This is a genomic window from Pseudolysinimonas sp. (assembly GCF_051954455.1).
Taxonomy (GTDB): Bacteria; Actinomycetota; Actinomycetes; order Actinomycetales; family Microbacteriaceae; genus Pseudolysinimonas.
In genome coordinates this window covers 22,469-37,785 of sequence record NZ_JBQCHS010000022.1, presented here as the reverse complement: position 1 = coordinate 37,785, position 15,317 = coordinate 22,469, and the positions used below count along the sequence as shown (strand labels likewise).

The following is a 15,317-nucleotide window of genomic DNA, read 5'->3' as shown; positions in this document are numbered from 1 at the left end:
GATTCTGCCCGGCGCGTCGGGTCCATGCGCGTGCATCTAATCGGTGACATGTCACATACTGGAGTCATGAAGAAGATCGGCTTCCTCTCGTTCGGGCACTGGTCGGCCTCGCCCGGCTCCCAGACCCGCAGCGCGTCGGATGTGCTCCTGCAGTCCATCGACCTCGCGGTCGCCGCCGAGGAGGTCGGAGCCGACGGCGCCTACTTCCGGGTGCACCACTTCGCGAACCAGCTCGGCAGTCCGTTCCCGCTCCTCGCCGCGGCGGGGGCGAAGACGAGTCGCATCGAGCTCGGCACGGGCGTCATCGACATGCGCTACGAGAACCCGATGTACATGGCGGAGGACGCGGGCGCCGCCGACCTCATCGCCGGCGGCCGGCTGCAGCTCGGCGTGAGCCGCGGGTCACCGGAGTCGGTGATCGACGGCTACCGCTACTTCGGCTACGACGCGCCTGAGGGCATGACCATGGCCGACGTCGCGCGCAACAACACCGAGGTCTTCCTCAAGGTGATCGACGGGGCCCGCTTCGCGGAGCCGAATCCCCGCCCGATGTTCCCCAACGCGCACCCGGGACCGCTCGAGATCACGCCGCAGTCGCCGGGCCTGCGGGACCGCATCTGGTGGGGCGCCGGCTCCGACGCCACGGCGGTCTGGGCGGCCGAGCAGGGCATGAACCTCATGAGCTCGACGCTCAAGCAGGACGAGTCGGGCGAGCCGCTCCACGTGCAGCAGCGCAAGCAGATCGAGAAGTTCCACGAGGCCTGGACGGCGGCCGGTCACGAGCGCACCCCGCGGACCTCGGTCAGCCGCTCGATCTTCGCCCTCGTCTCCGACCAGGACCGCGCGTACTTCGGCCCGGGCGGCGGCGAGCGGGAGGACACGGTCGGCGTCATCGACGACTACCGCGCCGTCTTCGGGCGCAGCTACATCGGCGAGCCCGACGAGCTCGTAGAGGAGCTCCGCCGCGACGAGGCGATCGAGGCGGCCGACACCCTCCTGCTGACGGTGCCCAACCAGCTCGGCGTCGACTACGTCGCGTCGCAGCTCGAGGCGATCATCACGCACGTGGCGCCGGCGCTCGGCTGGCGCTGACGCCGATCAGGCGCTCGGCGTGCCGAGACGCTCGACCGGGCTCCAGAACTCGCTCTTGATGGAGGCCACGATCTTGTCGGGCGTCTCGGTCGCGGCCCGCGCTGCGACCCAGGCGGTGTCGGCCTGGAAGGCGCCCCACTTCTGCTCGCGCTCCGCCATCGACCTCCACTGCAGCAGGTAGTGCAGCACCTGGTTCGACTCGCCGATGTCGGTCGTCCAGAACCCGGCGTGCCGGATGCCGTAGGTCTCCCAGAAGGCGAAGGTCACCTTCTCGAAGCGCTCGATCAGCGCCGGGAGGCGACCGGGGAGGCAGGTGTACGCGCGGTACTCGTAGATCACCGGTCCATCCTGACGGAGAGTCCGGCCGCGCGTGCGACCTCGCCGTAGGCGCGGGCGAGACTCGCGACATCCTCGTGCGCGTTGAGGCCGCTCGGGTTGGGCACCACCCAGAGCTCGGCGCCCGCGAGCGGCTCCGGCTGACGCCCGACGGCGGCCTTCCGGGCGCCGAACGCGACGCGGTAGGCCGTGACCCCGAGCATCGCGACGACGCGCGGGCGCCAGGCGGCGACGTTCTCGACGAGCCGCTCGGCCCCGGCCCGCAGCTCGGCGGTGCTCAGCTCGTCGGCGCGCGCCGTGGCCCGGGCGACGAGGTTCGTGATCCCGATGCCGGCGCCCGTGATCTCGGCGCGCTCGGCGTCGGTGAGCCCGCGGGCGTAGCCCGGGAGTCGCGGGATGACGCCCGCCTCGAGCAGGGCCGGCCAGAACCGGTTGCCGGGGCGGGCGAACGGCGTGCGGGTGGCCGCGGTCCAGAGTCCGGGGTTGATGCCGACGAAGAGGAGGCGGACGTCGGGGCCCACGAGGTCCGGGATCGTGGCGTCGCGGTAGGACTCGAGCTCGGCCCGGGTGAAGCTCACGCGCGCGGACCACCGAGGTGCTCGGCGAAGAACGCCTCGATCCGCTTCCAGGCGTCCGCCGCGGCCTCGGGCTCCGGGCCGGCGCCGAGGATCGGGCGGGTGATCATGCGCACGAGGGGCGGGCCGGTCTCCTCGTCGTTGAGGAACGAGTGGCCGGCGGTCGGGTACTCCTTCACGTCGTGCGGCACGTCATGCTCGGCGAGCACCCGCTCGAGCGTCGCGGCCGCGCCCCGGAGGGAGCGATCGCGGGCGCCGTACGATCCGACGACCGGGCAGGCGCCGGCCAGGGCGTCGAGATCCTTGGGCAGCATCCCGTAGTTCGCCGACGCCGCGGAGAACCCGCCGTTGATCGCGGCCGCGAGGGCGAAGCCGCCGCCCATGCAGAACCCGAGGACGCCGATCGCGCCCGTGCAGTCGGCGCGCGCGGCGAGCTCCGCGCGGGCCGTCTCGATGTCGACGAAGGCCCGCCCCTCCCCCGCCCGCAGCGCGCGGAACGTCGCACCGAGGCAGCGCCGCGCGCCGCCCTCGGCGAAGAGGTCGGGCATGAGCGCGAGGTAGCCCGCGTCGGCGAGACGCGCGACCTGGCGCCGCATGACGTCGTTGAGACCATAGGCCTCGAACACGAGGACGACGCCCGGCCAGGGCCCGGGCCCGTCGGGGACCGCGAGGGCGCCGGTCAGCCCGCGCGAGCCGCCCGCGACCTCGGGGAGGTCGATGTCGACGACGGGGCGCGGCACGTCAGTTCTTCGTCGCGGCGGCCGCGGCGGTCGCGGCGGCCGCCTCCGGGGCCGACGCCTCGCCGAGGTCGATGGCGAGGGTCGACGCGAGCGCGCCGCCGCCGAGCGCCAGCAGCGCCGCCCACAGCCCCCACCGCCGCCTGCCGACGAAGGCGTCCGCCGAGGCCGCGCCCGGTCCGTCGGCGACGATCGCGAGCAGGGCCCCGATGAGCGTCAGGTTGAACTCGTAGCCGCCCTTGCCGGCGAAGAACCCGTTGCGGCCGTGCACCTTGCGGATCGCCGTGATCATCGTCGCGATGAGACCGCCGGCCGCGACGGGCGTCGCCGCGCCGAGCGCGATCGCCGCGCCGCCGAGGGTCTCGGTGCCGGCGACGAGGAGGGCGTTCGCCTTCACCGGGTGCATGTTCGACCCGGCCATCGACCTCTCGGTGCTGTCGAGTCCGCCGCCGCCCCAGGCTCCCGCGAGCTTCTGCAACCCGTGGGCGGCGAAGACCCCGCCGACGATGAGACGGAGGGCGAGCTTGGCGATCATGCGATCCTTCCGGTCGGTGATGCGTCCATCATCCCCCGGTGACCGGGGCGGCGGGACCGCGACGACCGAGCTCCGATGCGGAGATCAGGATCCCGATGTCGCCTCCGGCCGCTACGGTCGCGGCATGAGCGACGAGGCCCTGCGGATCGTGTCGGCCGATGAGGCGAGCGCTGGCGACCTGGACGCGGTGTTCGGCGTCCGCGGCGAGGCAGCGCGCTGCTCGTGCCAGTGGTTCAAGGTCCCGAGCCGTGAATGGTCGGAGGGGTCCGCGGAGCCGCGTCGCGAGCGGCTGTACGAGCAGACCGCATGCGGCCACCCCGGCGCCGCGTCGACGAGCGGGCTCGTGGCCTACCTCGGCGACGAGCCCGTCGGCTGGTGCGCCGTCGAGCCGCGCATCGCCTACGTGCGCCTGCGCTCCCAGCGGATCCCCTGGGCCGGCCGCGACGAGGATCCGGAGGACGAGGGCGTCTGGTCGGTCACGTGCTTCGTGACGCGCAGGGGATTCCGCGGGCGCGGGATCATGGCGGCGCTCGCCGCCGCGACCGTCGAGTTCGCCCGGGCGCGCGGGGCGCGGGCGCTGGAGGCCTACCCCATCGACGTGGCGCCGGGGCAGCGGTTCGGCTGGGGCGAGCTCTACGTCGGCTCGCGCTCGGTGTTCGCCGACGCCGGCTTCAGCGAGGTGTCGCATCCCACGCCCCGGCGCGTCGTCATGCGCCGGGAGCTACGTCGATGAGCACCTTGCCGACGGCTCCCGCCTCGACGGCGTCGTGTGCGGCGGCCGTCTCCTCGAGTGGGAAGCGGTGGAGCGGCAGACCGGCGGCTTCGCCGACCGGCAGCGCATCGAGGGCCTCGGTCACGTCCTCGACGGCGGTCGCGATGGCCGCCTCCGGCACGGTGTAGAGCAGCACGAACTGCAGCCGCGCGTTGAGGCTCATGAGCGCGCGGATGTCGACCTGATACTCGTCGCCCGGGTTCGCCGCATAGATGGCGACGGTGCCTCCCGGCTTCAGCACGGCCGCGTCGAGGTCCGCGTTCTGGGCGATCGCGACCTCCACGATCGTGTCGACGCCGTCGGGGGCGATCCCGCGGATGCGTTCGGCGGCGCCGTCCTCGCGGTAGTTGACGATGTGGTGAGCGCCCGCGGCGGTCGCGAGCCGCGCCTTCTCGTCGCCGCTCACCGTGGCGATGACGGTGGCGCCGGCCCAGCGGGCGAGCTGGATCGCGGCGTGTCCGACGGCTCCCGCGCCGCCCGCGACGAGCACGGTGGCGCCGGCGAGCGAGCCGGGCGCGAGGCGCTCCGGCCATCCCTCCGACACGGTCAGGGCGCGGTGCGCCGTGATGGCCGGCACACCGAGGCTCGCCCCGACGTCGAAGCCGACGCCCTCGGGCAGCGGGTGCACGCGCGCGGCACGCAGCACCGTCAACTCCTGCGCGGAGCCGCCCATCGGAGCGGCGAACGCGGCCATCGAGAGCCAGACGCGGTCGCCGACCGCGAGCCCGGACACGTCCGGGCCGACGGCGTCGACGACGCCCGCGCCGTCCTGGTTCGGCACCGACGGGCCGGAGCTCGTCCGGGTCGATCCGGCGCGCGACTTCCAGTCGGTGGGGTTCACGCCGGAGACGACGACCCGCACCCGCACCTCGCCCGGGCCGGGTTCGTCCGGCTCCCGCTCGACGAGTCGGAGCACCGACGCCGGACCGTTCTCCTCGTACACGATCGACCGCATGCCCTCATCCTGCCCATGCGGTGGCTCGGCGCGCCGGATGCGGAGGTCGCGCTCGGCTTCGAGCGGTCAGAGCTCGTCGTCGTCCTCGTCGTCGCTCGGGGTCTGCGGCTGCGTCTCCGCGCGCACGCCGCCCGGGCGCTCGCCGACGGCCGTGCCCGGGATGCGGCCCGACCCCGGGGCGTGCATCTCGCGCTCGGTGATCAGCCACTCCGGCCGGTCGTCGAGCAGCGCGTGGATCTCGGCGGTCGTCATCGCGTCGCTGACCCCGGCGCGGGCGAGCGCCGAGTTGGAGACGCCGAGACGGCGGGCGGTCTCGCTCCGGGGATGCGGCCCCTCGCGGCGCAGGGTGACGAGCCAGGCGGGCGGGTCGGCCTGCAGGGCCTGCAGCGCGTCGCGCGAGGTGGGCGTCGAGCGGAAGTCCTCGGGCGTCGCCGGCAGGAACACGCCGAGCTTCTCGGCGGCGGTGGCGGGCTTCAGGAGCTGCTGCTGACGCGGCTTCGGCTGCTGGCGGCGGTCCTCGCGGGGCTCCTCGGTCATCCCTCGAGCGTAGGGGGCCGCCGGCCCGGCCGCGGATAGCCTGGGCGGATGGAGCCGCTGGTCGTCGCGTTCGTGCTCGGCGTGACGCCCGGCAAGTGGGAGCGCATCTGGCGCGAGCGACGCCCCGGCGGCCGGCTCGAGCTGCGGCCGCTCCCGCAGGAGGCGGCGCTCGCCGCACTCGCCGACGGGACGGCGCACATGGCCCTGGCGCGCGACGTCGCCGCCGACGACGACCGCCATGCGATCCCGCTGTACCGTGAGCGACCCGTGGTGGTGGCGCCACGCGGATCCCTCGTCGCCAGCCTCGACGAGCTCGACCTCGTCGACCTGGAGGACGAGAACATCGTCGACGCGGACCTTGAACACGGCGACGGGGCGGAGGCGATCGAGCTCGTGGCCGCGAACGTCGCCGTGACGGTGCTGCCGCAGTCGGTGGCGCGCGCGCTCTCCCGCCGCGACGTCGTCGCCCGGCCGCTGCGCGACGCGCCCGACACCGGGATCGCGCTCGTCTGGCCGACCGCCTCGCCGCATCCGCTGGTCGACGCGTTCATCGGGATCGTGCGCGGGCGCACGGCGAACAGCTCGCGTTAGCCACGCCGCCGAGCGACCACCGCGGCACCGATCGCGCCGGTGAGCGCCGCGACGAAACCGGCGATCAGCAGAACCGTCGCGACGGGGATCGCCGGGAACGCCCCCAGGCCATCGGAATACCCGACGAAGGCGAATCCATCCGGACCGATCGGGAACCGAGGCAGCATGAGAAGCACGACGCCGCCGGCGAGCATCAGGGCCGCTCCTCCGATGGTGACCAGCATCCACGTGATCGCAGCCCACATGCGTCCCAGGCTAGCTCCGAGCGCCACTCACCTCCGGGTGTCGCCCACGCACTGCGAGGGGGACGGGCAGGATGGCCGCATGCCTCCCCGGGGACGTCGCGGCGTCTACGTCCGCATCGTGATCCGCGCACCGCTGTCGCGGCTGTGGGAGCTCACCCAGGATCCGTCCGCCCACGCGCGCTGGGATCTCCGCTTCAGCCGCATCGTGCCGGTGGAGCGCCTGCCGACCGGCGCCGAGCGCTTCGGCTACGAGCGGCGGCTCCCGTTCCACACCATCCGCGGCACGGGCACCTCCCTCGGCGAGCGCCGCGGCGTCGACGGCACCGCGACCTCGGCGCTCCGCTTCGACACCCACGACCGCCTCTCGCCGCTCGGCGACGGCCGCGGGTTCTGGCGCTACCGGCCCACGGACGACGGATCGGCAATCGTCTTCACGACCGGCTTCGACTACGCGCCGGGCTGGGGGCGGCTCCTCGATCGACTGCTGCTCCGCCGGCTGATCGGGTGGATGACCGCCTGGAGCTTCGACCGGCTCCGGATCTGGGCGGAGGACGATGTGCCGCCCGAGCGCTGGCCGCTGCGGTCGGCGCTCGCGCTGTGGCGCCGTGACCGCCCACGGGCCGCCCGGTGCGAGCGCACCCCGCCGCACGCGCACGCGCTGGCGGATGCGCCCGCCTCCCTCAGCACCTTGGAGGCACCGTGACGTCGATGTTCGAGCGCGCGATGGGCGACGAGTTCGCGCGACTGCACCCGATGCTCCGGCGCCGTTCAGCGTCGGCCCACCGACGTCGTTCGTGCTCGTCGAAACGTCGCTAAGTGTCTTCTGGAGACCCCATGGGGACGCCTGGCGACGCTTCGGCGACGAATCGCAGACAGATTCCTCGATTCGCCGGGGCGCGCCGGATGCTGGAATCCGCGCTTGGCGTGTCGCGGGATTCGAACGTATGTTCGACGGCATGATCGAACCCGAGCACCCGGTGCATGACGACTTCGGTCGTCAGATCGGCACGGTGCAGCGGGTCGGCGCCGCCCCGTCGGGCATGTCGCTCTGGCGCGCCCGCAGCCTCGACGGCGTCGACCTCGGCACCTTCCCCGATCGCGACGACGCCCACATCGCGGTCCGGCTGGACTGGACCCTCGGCCGCCCCCGCACCTCCGACACCCACGAGCGGTACCACCGCGCGCCCGGTGTCGGCGTGCCCGTCTTCCTCGGGCACTGAGCTCCGGACAGCACAAGGGAGCGGGGTCGTCGACCCGACGGCCGACGACCCCGCTCTCCCCCGCACTCAGCTGCAGGTGACCGTCAGATCCGCCCAGTCGGCGCGGTCGTTGTAGCCGCCGTCGCCTGCGTCGCCCACGACGAGCTGCAGGTCGACGACTCCCGTCACGTCGGCGGTGAAGCTCGTCGCGGCGCCGCGCGTGATGGTGGGGCTCGCGTACTTCGACGCGCCGTCCCCCACCACACTGAAGGTCGAGGTCCCGCCCTCCGGTCCGACGTTGATCACCGCGTCGTCGATGCCGACCGTTCCGGTGAGCGTCGTGCACGCCCCGCCGAGGTAGTACCGCACCACCGACGGCGACGCGACGCCGATGCCGGTCGGATGGACGACGCCGCCCATCGTGATGGGGCCGCCGCCGACCGTCTGGTCGACGCGCGGCTCCATCCATCCGCTCGTGGCGCTCACCCAGGGGTGGGCCGAGAGCGACGACGCACCGGCCAGCGGCACGGGCGGCGCCACGGTCACCATGACGGGCGCCCCGGTGGAGGACCCCGATCCGAGCGGCGACCGGAACCGCAGCGTCGGTGCCACCGTCGCGTCGCCGACCGCGGCGGCCGCCGGCACCGTCACCGTCGTGACGACCGTCGCGGATCTGCCGGGCGGCAGGATGGCGGGCGGCTTGGTCGCATCCGTCACGACCCAGCCGCTCGGCGCGGTCGCCGAGACCTGGATGCCGGTGGCCGGCACGACGCCGTCGTTCGTGAGCGTCGCCGTCAGCTTCACCGTCTCGCCGGGCGCGACGAGCGTCGACGAGGTCGAGGCGGCGCCGAGCACCACGCGGGGCGCGGCGACACCCGGCGCATTCGAGACGACGAGCACCGCGGTCCCCTGCGCCGGGACGGCCGCCCGGACCGTGCCGCGCGTCTGGCTGACGGCGCCGGTCCAGGCGTCGGTGACCCGCGCGAGGCCGCCGCGGAGCCTGAGGGCGGATGCCGTGGTCTGCACGGTGGCGGGTGTCGTTCCGCGGTTCAGCAGCACGACCGCCCGCGACCCGTCGGCGAGCGGCTTGACCCAGGTCTCCGTCGTGCCGGCCGGGCCGACGCGGGTGCCCTGCTTGCCGAGCCGGTCCTGGTCGACGGCGACGAGGCGCGGGTTGGTGAGGGCTGCAAGGGTCGTCGGGGTGAGCTTCGTGAGGTCGTTGCCGATCACGAGCGGCGCCGCCGAGATCGCCCACAGCGCGACCTGGGTGCGGAACTGCTCGTCGGTCATGCCGAGCTGCGGCCCGAGGTAGTCGGGGTCGCTGAAGTGACCGGGGCCGGCCGACTCCGGGTGCGCGGCGTTCGCGTCGAAGTTGCGCAGCACGTCGGCGAACTTGATGGAGCCCTGGAATCCGACATCCGTGTAGGTGCGCCATGACTGGGCGATCGCCGGGGCGTACGTCCACGTGTTGGTCGACTGCTGACTCTCGGGGTAGTCGCCCCAGTCGGGCGAGGTCACCGGGTTGCAGATGTTGAGGATCATCGGTCGGTGGCTGGCGTTGTTCCGCAGGGCCTTCGCGAACTCCATGTAGACCGTCTTCGGGTCGAGGTTCGCGGCGATCCCGCACAGGAAGTCGACCTTCACCGCGTCGAAGCCCCACGCAGCGAACGTGTCGGCGTCCGTCTGGTAGTGGCCGTAGCTGCCCAGGCCGCAGTTGGCCGGGAGGTAGGGACCGGCATCCGTGTAGATGCCCGCCTTGAGACCCATGGCGTGCAGCTTCGCGGTGAGCGACGCCATCCCGTCGGGGAATCGCGCGCGGTCGGCCTGCAGCTGCCCGTCGCTCCCGCGCGGGGTCGAGTTCTGCCAGCCCCCGTCGAGCCACACGATGTCGTAGCCGGCGCGCGCGAGGCCCGTGGATTTCAGCGCCCGCGCCTGGGCGAGCACCTGGTCCTGGGTCACGCTGCCGCCGAGGCCGTAGTAGGTGTTCCAGCCCATGTAGGGCGTGGGCGAGAGGACCGACGGGGTCGATCCTCCTGCCCTGTGGGCGGGGTCCGCGCCGGTCGCCGCCGTGGCCGGGAGGGCCGCGGTGATCGCGAGAGCGACCCCGATGACCGCGGCGAGCGCCGCGGTCCGCCAGGTCCGTGCTGTCATGCTCCGTCTCCAGTTCTCTTCATCGAGCTGGACCGCGCTCAGGGATGCGCGGGTCCGGGGGATTCGGGTTCTCCTCGACGGTAAGCAGGCTCGCGGGCGGTGCCCTAGCAGGATCCGGCGGAAAACCTGGACGATCCGACGAATCGACGAGCGCACCTCGGCGTTCCGGCGTGCTAGAGATGCCGCTGTGGAGTGGTGGGCGATCCCGGTGGCCGTCGTCGGGGGGCTGCTCCTCCTGTGGGTCGCGCTGGTGGCCGCGCTGCTCATCGCCTCACGACGCTCGGGCGACCGCACCACGCTTCGGGATGCCCTTCGACTGGTCCCGGACGTGGTGCGGCTCCTCCGCCGGCTGGTGGCCGATCGGGCGGTGCCCCGCCGCGTCCGGGTCGGGCTGACGCTCCTGCTGATCTACCTCGTACTGCCGATCGACCTGATCCCCGACTTCATCCCGGTGGTCGGCTATCTGGACGACGCGATCATCGTGGCGATCGTCCTGCGCTACGTGACGCGGGCCGCGGGAGCCGACGCGCTCGATCGGCTTTGGCCGGGGACGCCCGAGGGGTTGGCGGCGCTGCGGAGGATCTGCGGGGTCGCGCCGGGGTGATCCGCGGTCGGACTACGCACGGACGCGTCAGCGCGACTGCCTCAGGCCAACGGCTCGGAACTCGGCCGGCCGTGTATCAGCCCGTTACGACGTCCTACGATCTGTCGAAGAGGGAGCGGTGCATCAGGTGGCTTTCGCGGCCGGGTCGTCATCGGTGATGGCCCGTCGACGCCGATGAGCACGGCGGCTCTCAGCTGCGCGGGCGTATCGGGCAATTGCGCCCAAACGCTCCGTCCGGTCAAATGCCCCTCTGCGGCGCGATGGGTTCACTTGACCTAGTCTGACGACCAGCGCGGTGCTCGCGTCGGTCGGGCGGCTCACGTGGAAAGCGCAGTCGCGCCGGTGAGCGTGCTCCGCGAGTCCTCGCGTTAGGGTCGTCCTCACCAGGAGGACCGATGCTCATCAAGCTTCAGCGCGCCGACCGTGACCTGCCCGCTGGTGGAACTGTCGAAGAAGGCCGCCGTCAGGAAGCCCGGCGAGGAGCGCCCTGAGATCGCGGATTCGGACGTGCCTGAGTTCCTCGACTCGATCTGTGCCCAGCACGCCATCACGCTCGACGCGGACGTGAACCTTCGCTACGCACAAGCACACGAGTACGGCAGCCCTGAGTGGGAAGCGTTCCATTCAGCCGCTCGCCAGTCAATCGAGTCGGTCAACAACGGACTCAAAGACGACCATCTCGACAGCCTCAAGACGCCCGGACGGCGACGCGTCCGCGGGTTCGTTGCGGGCGCCTTCTTCGCAACGATCCTCATCGTCAACTACAACCTGGGAGCCTGCCCCGGTTTCCCGGACGGTTTTGTTTTGTTGATCATGCCGCGGTTGCGGCGGTGGTGTGAAGCCTCTCGAACTCGACGGGGCTGCGGTTGTCGAGGGCGGTGTGCCGGCGGGTCGGGTTGTAGAACCCTTCGATCCACTCGAACATCGCCGATGACAGCTCGGCCTTGGAGGTCCAGCTCGATCGATCCAGGAGCTCGCGTTGCATCGTTGACCAGAACGACTCGATCAGCGCGTTGTCGACGCTCGACGCGACCCGGCCCATCGAGCCGAGGAGCCCGGCCTGCCGGAGCCGGTGCCCGAAGAGCCATGAGGTGTATTGCGCTCCCCTGTCGGCGTGGACCACCGTCCCGGGCTCGGGCCGGCGTCGCCAGCGGGCCATCTCGAGCGCGTCGACGACGATCTCCGCGGTGATCCGGTCCGAGATCGACCAGCCCACGATCCGGCGGCTGAACGCGTCGATCACCGCGGCGCAGTAGACCCATCCGTCCCTCGCGCGGTGCTAGGTGATGTCGCAGAACCAGAGCCGGTTCGGCTCGTCCGCCCGGAACTGGCGCTTCACGAGATCCTCATGCGTCGCAGTGTCCGGCTTCCAACCCCGTCGCTTGCGGCGGTGAGACACCCCGGTCAGGCCTTCCCGGCGCATCAGCCGCGCAACGCGTTTCTTGCCGACACGGACGCCGAGCCCGAGCCGCAGCTCGGCAAGCACCCGCGGCGCGCCATAGGTGCCGCGCGAATCCCGGTGAACCCGACGGATCGTGCTCGCGAGCTGCGCGTCCGCGACCGCTCGCGGCGACGGCGGACGCGACACCCACTCGTAGTAGCCAGACTTTGAGACCTTCAGGAACCGGCAGGCCACCGCGACGGGAACACCATCCGCGGCGAGCTCCTGGACCAACCGGAACCCTATTTTGGGAGCACGTTCTCCCTCGCGAAATAGGCGCTGGCGCGCTTCAAGATCTCGTTCTCCATCTCCAACACCCGCAACCGGCGACGCAACTCGACAAGCTCCCGATGCTCATCGGTGGTGACCCCGGCCTTGCGGCCCGAGTCGACCGCGTCGCGATTCATCCAGTTCCGCAGACACGACTCGCTGATCCCGAGATCACGAGCCGTCTGAGCAACCGGGTTGCCCTGCGCAACAAGATCCAGAGCACGACGCCGGAACTCCGGCGGATGAGCAGCAGGCATAACGCGGACTCCTTCCGAGACGATCATCGCCTCACTCAAGATGTCCGAAGAACCGGGTCAGGCTCCGTCTCCGCTCCGATTGCGCGCCGCTCGCTGCACGCTGCCGAAGAATCAATTCCCATTTGAGGCTGGCCTCGAATGGTCAATATCGGGGGCGACCTCAGCAAATCGATGATCATTCTGTCGTCGAGTCGCGCGAATATCCATTGAGGCTTAGCTCCGCGCGCTTCAATGGATATATAGCTACTCCACAGAAATGGACATCCGGCATAGACAATTCCGAATTGTCAGACCTGGCCCAATGGGATGAAGCCCTCGGGGACGTGCTGAAGCATGCAACCGGCACGCCGGCCGCCCGAGTGCTGGCAGTGCTGATCCGTGGTCTCGATGAGGGCATCCCGGCTGAGGCCATGCGCCTGTGGATCAGGTCACGCTCCGTCGAGGGCTCGGTCCAGCCGGCGCACCGCGCTGCGGATCGGGATCGGCACGGAACCGGAGCGGAGTGGACCCACTCCGCAGAGGACACCCGGCAGATGGACGCCCGGATGAGGAACATCGTTGAGGGCCGCAGGTGGCGCGGGCTCCTGGACGCAGCTCGGGTGCGGGCCTCCAGCTCTTCGGATGATGGCGCGCGGCGTCGCGATCGACTCGAGCGGACCACGGCGCTGATGGCTGGCCTGCTGCTGGAACTGCCGGGTGAGCGCGGTGGGCTCCCGAGGAATGCGATGCTGCGCGCGGCACTGGCGGTCGTCGGCGCCCGGTGGCTCCAGGATGAGCGCGGCTTCGACTCGGTGCTGCTCTCCCATGAGCTGCTCTCGTTGGAGCTCGGCTGCTCGGCGCGCACGGCAGACCGGACGCTGGAGGCACTCCTCGACGCCGGGATTCTGACTCGCTCACGTGGCGGGCAAGGCGTCACCGGTCGGTACCGGATCGTGCGACTGCGCGACGGGGAACGGCGGTCGGCAGCGGGCGCATGGAAGGAAGACATCAGGGCGCTGGTCGACGGTGACCGGTCGGCAATCGCGGCGGTGATCCTGTCGGTCACGCATCCGGCGTGGGCCTACTCGTCGCAGCTGTCGCACCGGCACTGGCTGATGCTGCTCGCGGACGTGGCGGGCATTGATCCGGAGCGGTTCGGCATCCGAGCGCGGATGGCACCGCGGTTGCGAGCAGAACTGACCGAACGGTACGCCTTGACCCAGGCGATCGTGCGGCCGCTCCTCACGGAGATCCTGGATCGTTTGGCCGATGACCCGGAGTGCGGAGCGGGAGGGCTGACTGCTCGCGCGCGTCGGGAACGGGCGGAAGCAAAGTACAAGACCGCCATCGCCGAACGGCGAGCGGAGCGGGAGGCGGCGAGGGATGTCAAGCGACAGACCTGGAGCGTGATCGCCCAGCTACTGGAGGCGCATCCGATCCCGAAGGCGCCGTCTTTCGCTGACGTGGACAGCTCGACGAAGATGGCACGGCGCGAGGCGGCGTTCATGGCCTGGGTAGAGGTACTTCATGCTGAGGTGATCGCCGGGGACCCGCCCGAGGAGTTTCGGTCAAGCATCGGCGCTGCGCTCACCCGAAAGCTGGTCACGTCAGGATACGGCGAGACATTTGCGGACGGCACGGCCCGCTTCATATTGCGAGCCAGCCCGGAGACGACACTCGCGGAGTGGCTGGCCGCTTAACGGAGGAAGAACTCAGACTCGCTCGGGGGCGTCGTAATCCACGTGTCGAGGTTCTGGAGACCGTCACAGTCCTCGCATCGGAATGTTGAACGCCCAGGATCACCCTCGACAACGGAGACGAAGCGGTGGCTCGTTGAGGCGTTCCTGCAAGTGGACGATGGGCAGGGAACCATCCGAGCGTCGCGGATCACTTTTCCGTAGCCATCAGTCCTCTGCGCCATTGCCCCCACCTCTCTCTGACTACGTGACCGGCTGGGTTACCGCGAGCATGGTTCCAACGTTTCCCATCAAATGGTTCGAGGGCCCCGTTCAAGGTACTCGATCCCTCGTTGGCTGAGGCGGGGCGCAGGAACACACATACCGGGGCCTCCAGTCTGAAGAGGAAGCCCCGGTACCTGTTTGGTCAGTGTGTTCGTGCGGACGAGTTCCGTACGGCGACGTACAGGATTCCGATGACCGCTGCGCCGATGCACAGAGCCACGCCGAGGGGGTTCCCGACACCGCGGAAGGCGAACACCAGGATGCCCGCGAGAAGAAGCCCCGCGGCGACGCCGAGTGACACGGCGAACATGATCGTCTTGCCTCTCATCGGTGATCCTCCTCGAGCTTCGGTCACTGCGCTGCGCACCAGGGTACGCCCGCCCACGAAAGGTCGATGATTACGCCCGTGCCGTTCGCAGCACACCACCCGAGGGCACCCGCGCCAATCGCCAGCACTCCTGCGATGACGCCGCCAGCAATGCCGCCGACACCGGTTTCGGATGTGATGATGGCGGCCAAGCCTGCAACACCCGCACCAGCGCTCATCGCCGCGATGACCCGGTTTGCATCACACGAGTTGAGTTTCAGCTGATGACCGAACCATTGCGTGCTGTAGTTCGTCTGCCCGGCACAGTTTGCCCGAGAAGCTGCGCGGACGGCCGCGAGCTGGTTGGCGGTTCTCGCAATCGATGCCGCATCGACCGCCACTCCCGAAACGGAGCCGCCCCCCGCGACCACCCCGACCGCCACCTGCTGAACTGTCGATGGGTCAGCGCCGAGCGCAAGCGCCCTCGAGGCGTCGAAGTGCAACGAGCCGTTTTGAGTGGTGATCGCGGTACGCAAGTCCGCGACCTTTGCGACCGCCTCATCGCCAGCAGAGATCTCGGCTGAAGATAGTTGGTGCCCGTAATACGACCCCGCGGTGTCCGCGGTTTCGGCCATCGCGGGGCTTGCGACCACCATTCCGGCGACAACCGCCACCGAGGTAGCAGCTGCGAATAGCCAGCGCGTGTGCTTCATTCCTGATCCTTCCCAGCCAAAAATCGCTCAGGTTTGAGCGACAGGGCAACACTGCGACTG

Annotated in this window: 19 protein-coding genes and 1 pseudogene; 7 read left to right on the top strand and 13 right to left on the bottom strand. The window is 70.8% G+C overall.

All coding sequences use genetic code 11. The features are described 5' to 3' along the window. The first annotated feature begins 66 nt into the window (after positions 1–66). The gene (locus ACTHM3_RS10345) at positions 67–1,092 is read left to right on the top strand and encodes an LLM class flavin-dependent oxidoreductase (protein ID WP_440406014.1); all 1,026 of its coding nucleotides are present in this window, start codon (positions 67–69) and stop codon (positions 1,090–1,092) included. 6 nt (positions 1,093–1,098) lie between these two features. On the opposite strand, the gene ACTHM3_RS10340 is transcribed toward ACTHM3_RS10345, so the two are convergent. From ACTHM3_RS10340 to ACTHM3_RS10325, 4 genes are read right to left on the bottom strand one after another with little or no spacing between them, the layout of a single operon-like run. After that, entirely contained in the window at positions 1,099–1,431 is a 333-nt protein-coding gene (locus ACTHM3_RS10340; RefSeq protein ID WP_440406013.1) for an NIPSNAP family protein, read from the bottom strand. Beyond that, the gene (locus ACTHM3_RS10335) at positions 1,428–2,006 is read right to left on the bottom strand and encodes a mismatch-specific DNA-glycosylase (RefSeq protein ID WP_440406012.1); all 579 of its coding nucleotides are present in this window, start codon (positions 2,004–2,006) and stop codon (positions 1,428–1,430) included. Before ACTHM3_RS10335 ends, ACTHM3_RS10340 begins: the two co-directional genes overlap by 4 nt. Further along, the gene (locus tag ACTHM3_RS10330) at positions 2,003–2,743 is read right to left on the bottom strand and encodes a dienelactone hydrolase family protein (protein ID WP_440406011.1); all 741 of its coding nucleotides are present in this window, start codon (positions 2,741–2,743) and stop codon (positions 2,003–2,005) included. The genes ACTHM3_RS10335 and ACTHM3_RS10330 overlap by 4 nt, the downstream gene beginning before the upstream one ends. Position 2,744: 1 nt before the next feature. Further along, positions 2,745–3,275: a DoxX family protein gene (locus ACTHM3_RS10325; protein WP_440406010.1), complete on the bottom strand. Its 531-nt coding sequence runs from the start codon at positions 3,273–3,275 to the stop codon at positions 2,745–2,747. 124 nt (positions 3,276–3,399) lie between these two features. Here ACTHM3_RS10325 and ACTHM3_RS10320 point away from each other — a divergent pair, with 124 nt between their 5' ends. Beyond that, a complete protein-coding gene (locus ACTHM3_RS10320) occupies positions 3,400–4,008 on the top strand; it encodes a GNAT family N-acetyltransferase (protein ID WP_440406009.1) in 609 nt (202 codons plus the stop codon). Here the strand turns inward: ACTHM3_RS10320 and ACTHM3_RS10315 are convergent. Together ACTHM3_RS10315 and ACTHM3_RS10310 are read right to left on the bottom strand one after the other, a co-directional pair. Next, positions 3,983–5,002, bottom strand: a complete 1,020-nt coding sequence (locus tag ACTHM3_RS10315; protein WP_440406008.1) for an NADPH:quinone reductase — start codon at positions 5,000–5,002, stop codon at positions 3,983–3,985. The genes ACTHM3_RS10320 and ACTHM3_RS10315 overlap by 26 nt on opposite strands. 66 nt (positions 5,003–5,068) lie before the next feature. Beyond that, positions 5,069–5,539, bottom strand: coding sequence for a DUF5997 family protein (locus tag ACTHM3_RS10310; protein ID WP_440406007.1), 471 nt, complete (start codon positions 5,537–5,539; stop codon positions 5,069–5,071). Between the two features lie 48 nt (positions 5,540–5,587). On the opposite strand from ACTHM3_RS10310, the gene ACTHM3_RS10305 reads away from it, so the two are divergent. Continuing rightward, the gene (locus ACTHM3_RS10305; protein ID WP_440406006.1) at positions 5,588–6,130 is read left to right on the top strand and encodes a LysR substrate-binding domain-containing protein; all 543 of its coding nucleotides are present in this window, start codon (positions 5,588–5,590) and stop codon (positions 6,128–6,130) included. Here ACTHM3_RS10305 and ACTHM3_RS10300 read toward each other — a convergent pair. After that, positions 6,127–6,375, bottom strand: coding sequence for a hypothetical protein (locus ACTHM3_RS10300; protein ID WP_440406005.1), 249 nt, complete (start codon positions 6,373–6,375; stop codon positions 6,127–6,129). The genes ACTHM3_RS10305 and ACTHM3_RS10300 overlap by 4 nt on opposite strands. Before the next feature lie 79 nt (positions 6,376–6,454). On the opposite strand from ACTHM3_RS10300, the gene ACTHM3_RS10295 reads away from it, so the two are divergent. Continuing rightward, a complete protein-coding gene (locus ACTHM3_RS10295) occupies positions 6,455–7,078 on the top strand; it encodes an SRPBCC family protein (RefSeq protein ID WP_440406004.1) in 624 nt (207 codons plus the stop codon). A gap of 253 nt (positions 7,079–7,331) precedes the next feature. Next, the gene (locus ACTHM3_RS10290; RefSeq protein ID WP_440406003.1) at positions 7,332–7,595 is read left to right on the top strand and encodes a hypothetical protein; all 264 of its coding nucleotides are present in this window, start codon (positions 7,332–7,334) and stop codon (positions 7,593–7,595) included. A gap of 66 nt (positions 7,596–7,661) precedes the next feature. On the opposite strand, the gene ACTHM3_RS10285 is transcribed toward ACTHM3_RS10290, so the two are convergent. Beyond that, positions 7,662–9,725 carry an NPCBM/NEW2 domain-containing protein gene (locus ACTHM3_RS10285; RefSeq protein ID WP_440406002.1) on the bottom strand — a complete coding sequence of 688 codons (2,064 nt, stop codon included), beginning with the start codon at positions 9,723–9,725 and terminating at the stop codon, positions 7,662–7,664. A 187-nt stretch (positions 9,726–9,912) separates the two neighbouring features. Here ACTHM3_RS10285 and ACTHM3_RS10280 point away from each other — a divergent pair, with 187 nt between their 5' ends. Next, a complete protein-coding gene (locus ACTHM3_RS10280) occupies positions 9,913–10,329 on the top strand; it encodes a YkvA family protein (protein WP_440406001.1) in 417 nt (138 codons plus the stop codon). A gap of 811 nt (positions 10,330–11,140) precedes the next feature. Here ACTHM3_RS10280 and ACTHM3_RS10275 read toward each other — a convergent pair. From ACTHM3_RS10275 to ACTHM3_RS10265, 3 genes and pseudogenes are all read right to left on the bottom strand, one after another. Further along, a pseudogene (locus tag ACTHM3_RS10275) lies at positions 11,141–11,590 on the bottom strand (IS3 family transposase); the annotation flags it as partial. Positions 11,591–11,608: 18 nt separating this feature from the next. Beyond that, complete coding sequence (locus ACTHM3_RS10270) at positions 11,609–12,004, bottom strand: IS3 family transposase (protein WP_440406000.1); 396 nt, start codon at positions 12,002–12,004, stop codon at positions 11,609–11,611. 8 nt (positions 12,005–12,012) lie between these two features. Further along, on the bottom strand, positions 12,013–12,324 hold the full coding sequence (locus ACTHM3_RS10265) for a transposase (RefSeq protein WP_440405999.1): 312 nt from the start codon (positions 12,322–12,324) through the stop codon (positions 12,013–12,015). A gap of 257 nt (positions 12,325–12,581) precedes the next feature. On the opposite strand from ACTHM3_RS10265, the gene ACTHM3_RS10260 reads away from it, so the two are divergent. Beyond that, positions 12,582–13,976: a hypothetical protein gene (locus tag ACTHM3_RS10260; protein WP_440405998.1), complete on the top strand. Its 1,395-nt coding sequence runs from the start codon at positions 12,582–12,584 to the stop codon at positions 13,974–13,976. 403 nt (positions 13,977–14,379) lie between these two features. Here the strand turns inward: ACTHM3_RS10260 and ACTHM3_RS10255 are convergent, their stop codons facing one another. After that, on the bottom strand, positions 14,380–14,565 hold the full coding sequence (locus ACTHM3_RS10255) for a hypothetical protein (protein ID WP_440405997.1): 186 nt from the start codon (positions 14,563–14,565) through the stop codon (positions 14,380–14,382). A gap of 23 nt (positions 14,566–14,588) precedes the next feature. Beyond that, positions 14,589–15,257: a hypothetical protein gene (locus ACTHM3_RS10250; protein ID WP_440405996.1), complete on the bottom strand. Its 669-nt coding sequence runs from the start codon at positions 15,255–15,257 to the stop codon at positions 14,589–14,591. Between the last annotated feature and the right edge of the window lie 60 nt (positions 15,258–15,317).

Bases quoted from the DNA above. Each gene is read 5' to 3' on its own strand.
- ACTHM3_RS10345 (WP_440406014.1), top strand. From the start codon at position 67: ATGAAGAAGATCGGCTTCCTCTCGTTCGGGCACTGGTCGGCCTCGCCC.
- ACTHM3_RS10325 (WP_440406010.1), bottom strand. From the start codon at position 3,275: ATGATCGCCAAGCTCGCCCTCCGTCTCATCGTCGGCGGGGTCTTCGCC.
- ACTHM3_RS10320 (WP_440406009.1), top strand. From the start codon at position 3,400: ATGAGCGACGAGGCCCTGCGGATCGTGTCGGCCGATGAGGCGAGCGCT.
- ACTHM3_RS10315 (WP_440406008.1), bottom strand. From the start codon at position 5,002: ATGCGGTCGATCGTGTACGAGGAGAACGGTCCGGCGTCGGTGCTCCGA.
- ACTHM3_RS10310 (WP_440406007.1), bottom strand. From the start codon at position 5,539: ATGACCGAGGAGCCCCGCGAGGACCGCCGCCAGCAGCCGAAGCCGCGT.
- ACTHM3_RS10305 (WP_440406006.1), top strand. From the start codon at position 5,588: ATGGAGCCGCTGGTCGTCGCGTTCGTGCTCGGCGTGACGCCCGGCAAG.
- ACTHM3_RS10300 (WP_440406005.1), bottom strand. From the start codon at position 6,375: ATGTGGGCTGCGATCACGTGGATGCTGGTCACCATCGGAGGAGCGGCC.
- ACTHM3_RS10295 (WP_440406004.1), top strand. From the start codon at position 6,455: ATGCCTCCCCGGGGACGTCGCGGCGTCTACGTCCGCATCGTGATCCGC.
- ACTHM3_RS10290 (WP_440406003.1), top strand. From the start codon at position 7,332: ATGATCGAACCCGAGCACCCGGTGCATGACGACTTCGGTCGTCAGATC.
- ACTHM3_RS10285 (WP_440406002.1), bottom strand. From the start codon at position 9,725: ATGACAGCACGGACCTGGCGGACCGCGGCGCTCGCCGCGGTCATCGGG.
- ACTHM3_RS10265 (WP_440405999.1), bottom strand. From the start codon at position 12,324: ATGATCGTCTCGGAAGGAGTCCGCGTTATGCCTGCTGCTCATCCGCCG.
- ACTHM3_RS10255 (WP_440405997.1), bottom strand. From the start codon at position 14,565: ATGAGAGGCAAGACGATCATGTTCGCCGTGTCACTCGGCGTCGCCGCG.
- ACTHM3_RS10250 (WP_440405996.1), bottom strand. From the start codon at position 15,257: ATGAAGCACACGCGCTGGCTATTCGCAGCTGCTACCTCGGTGGCGGTT.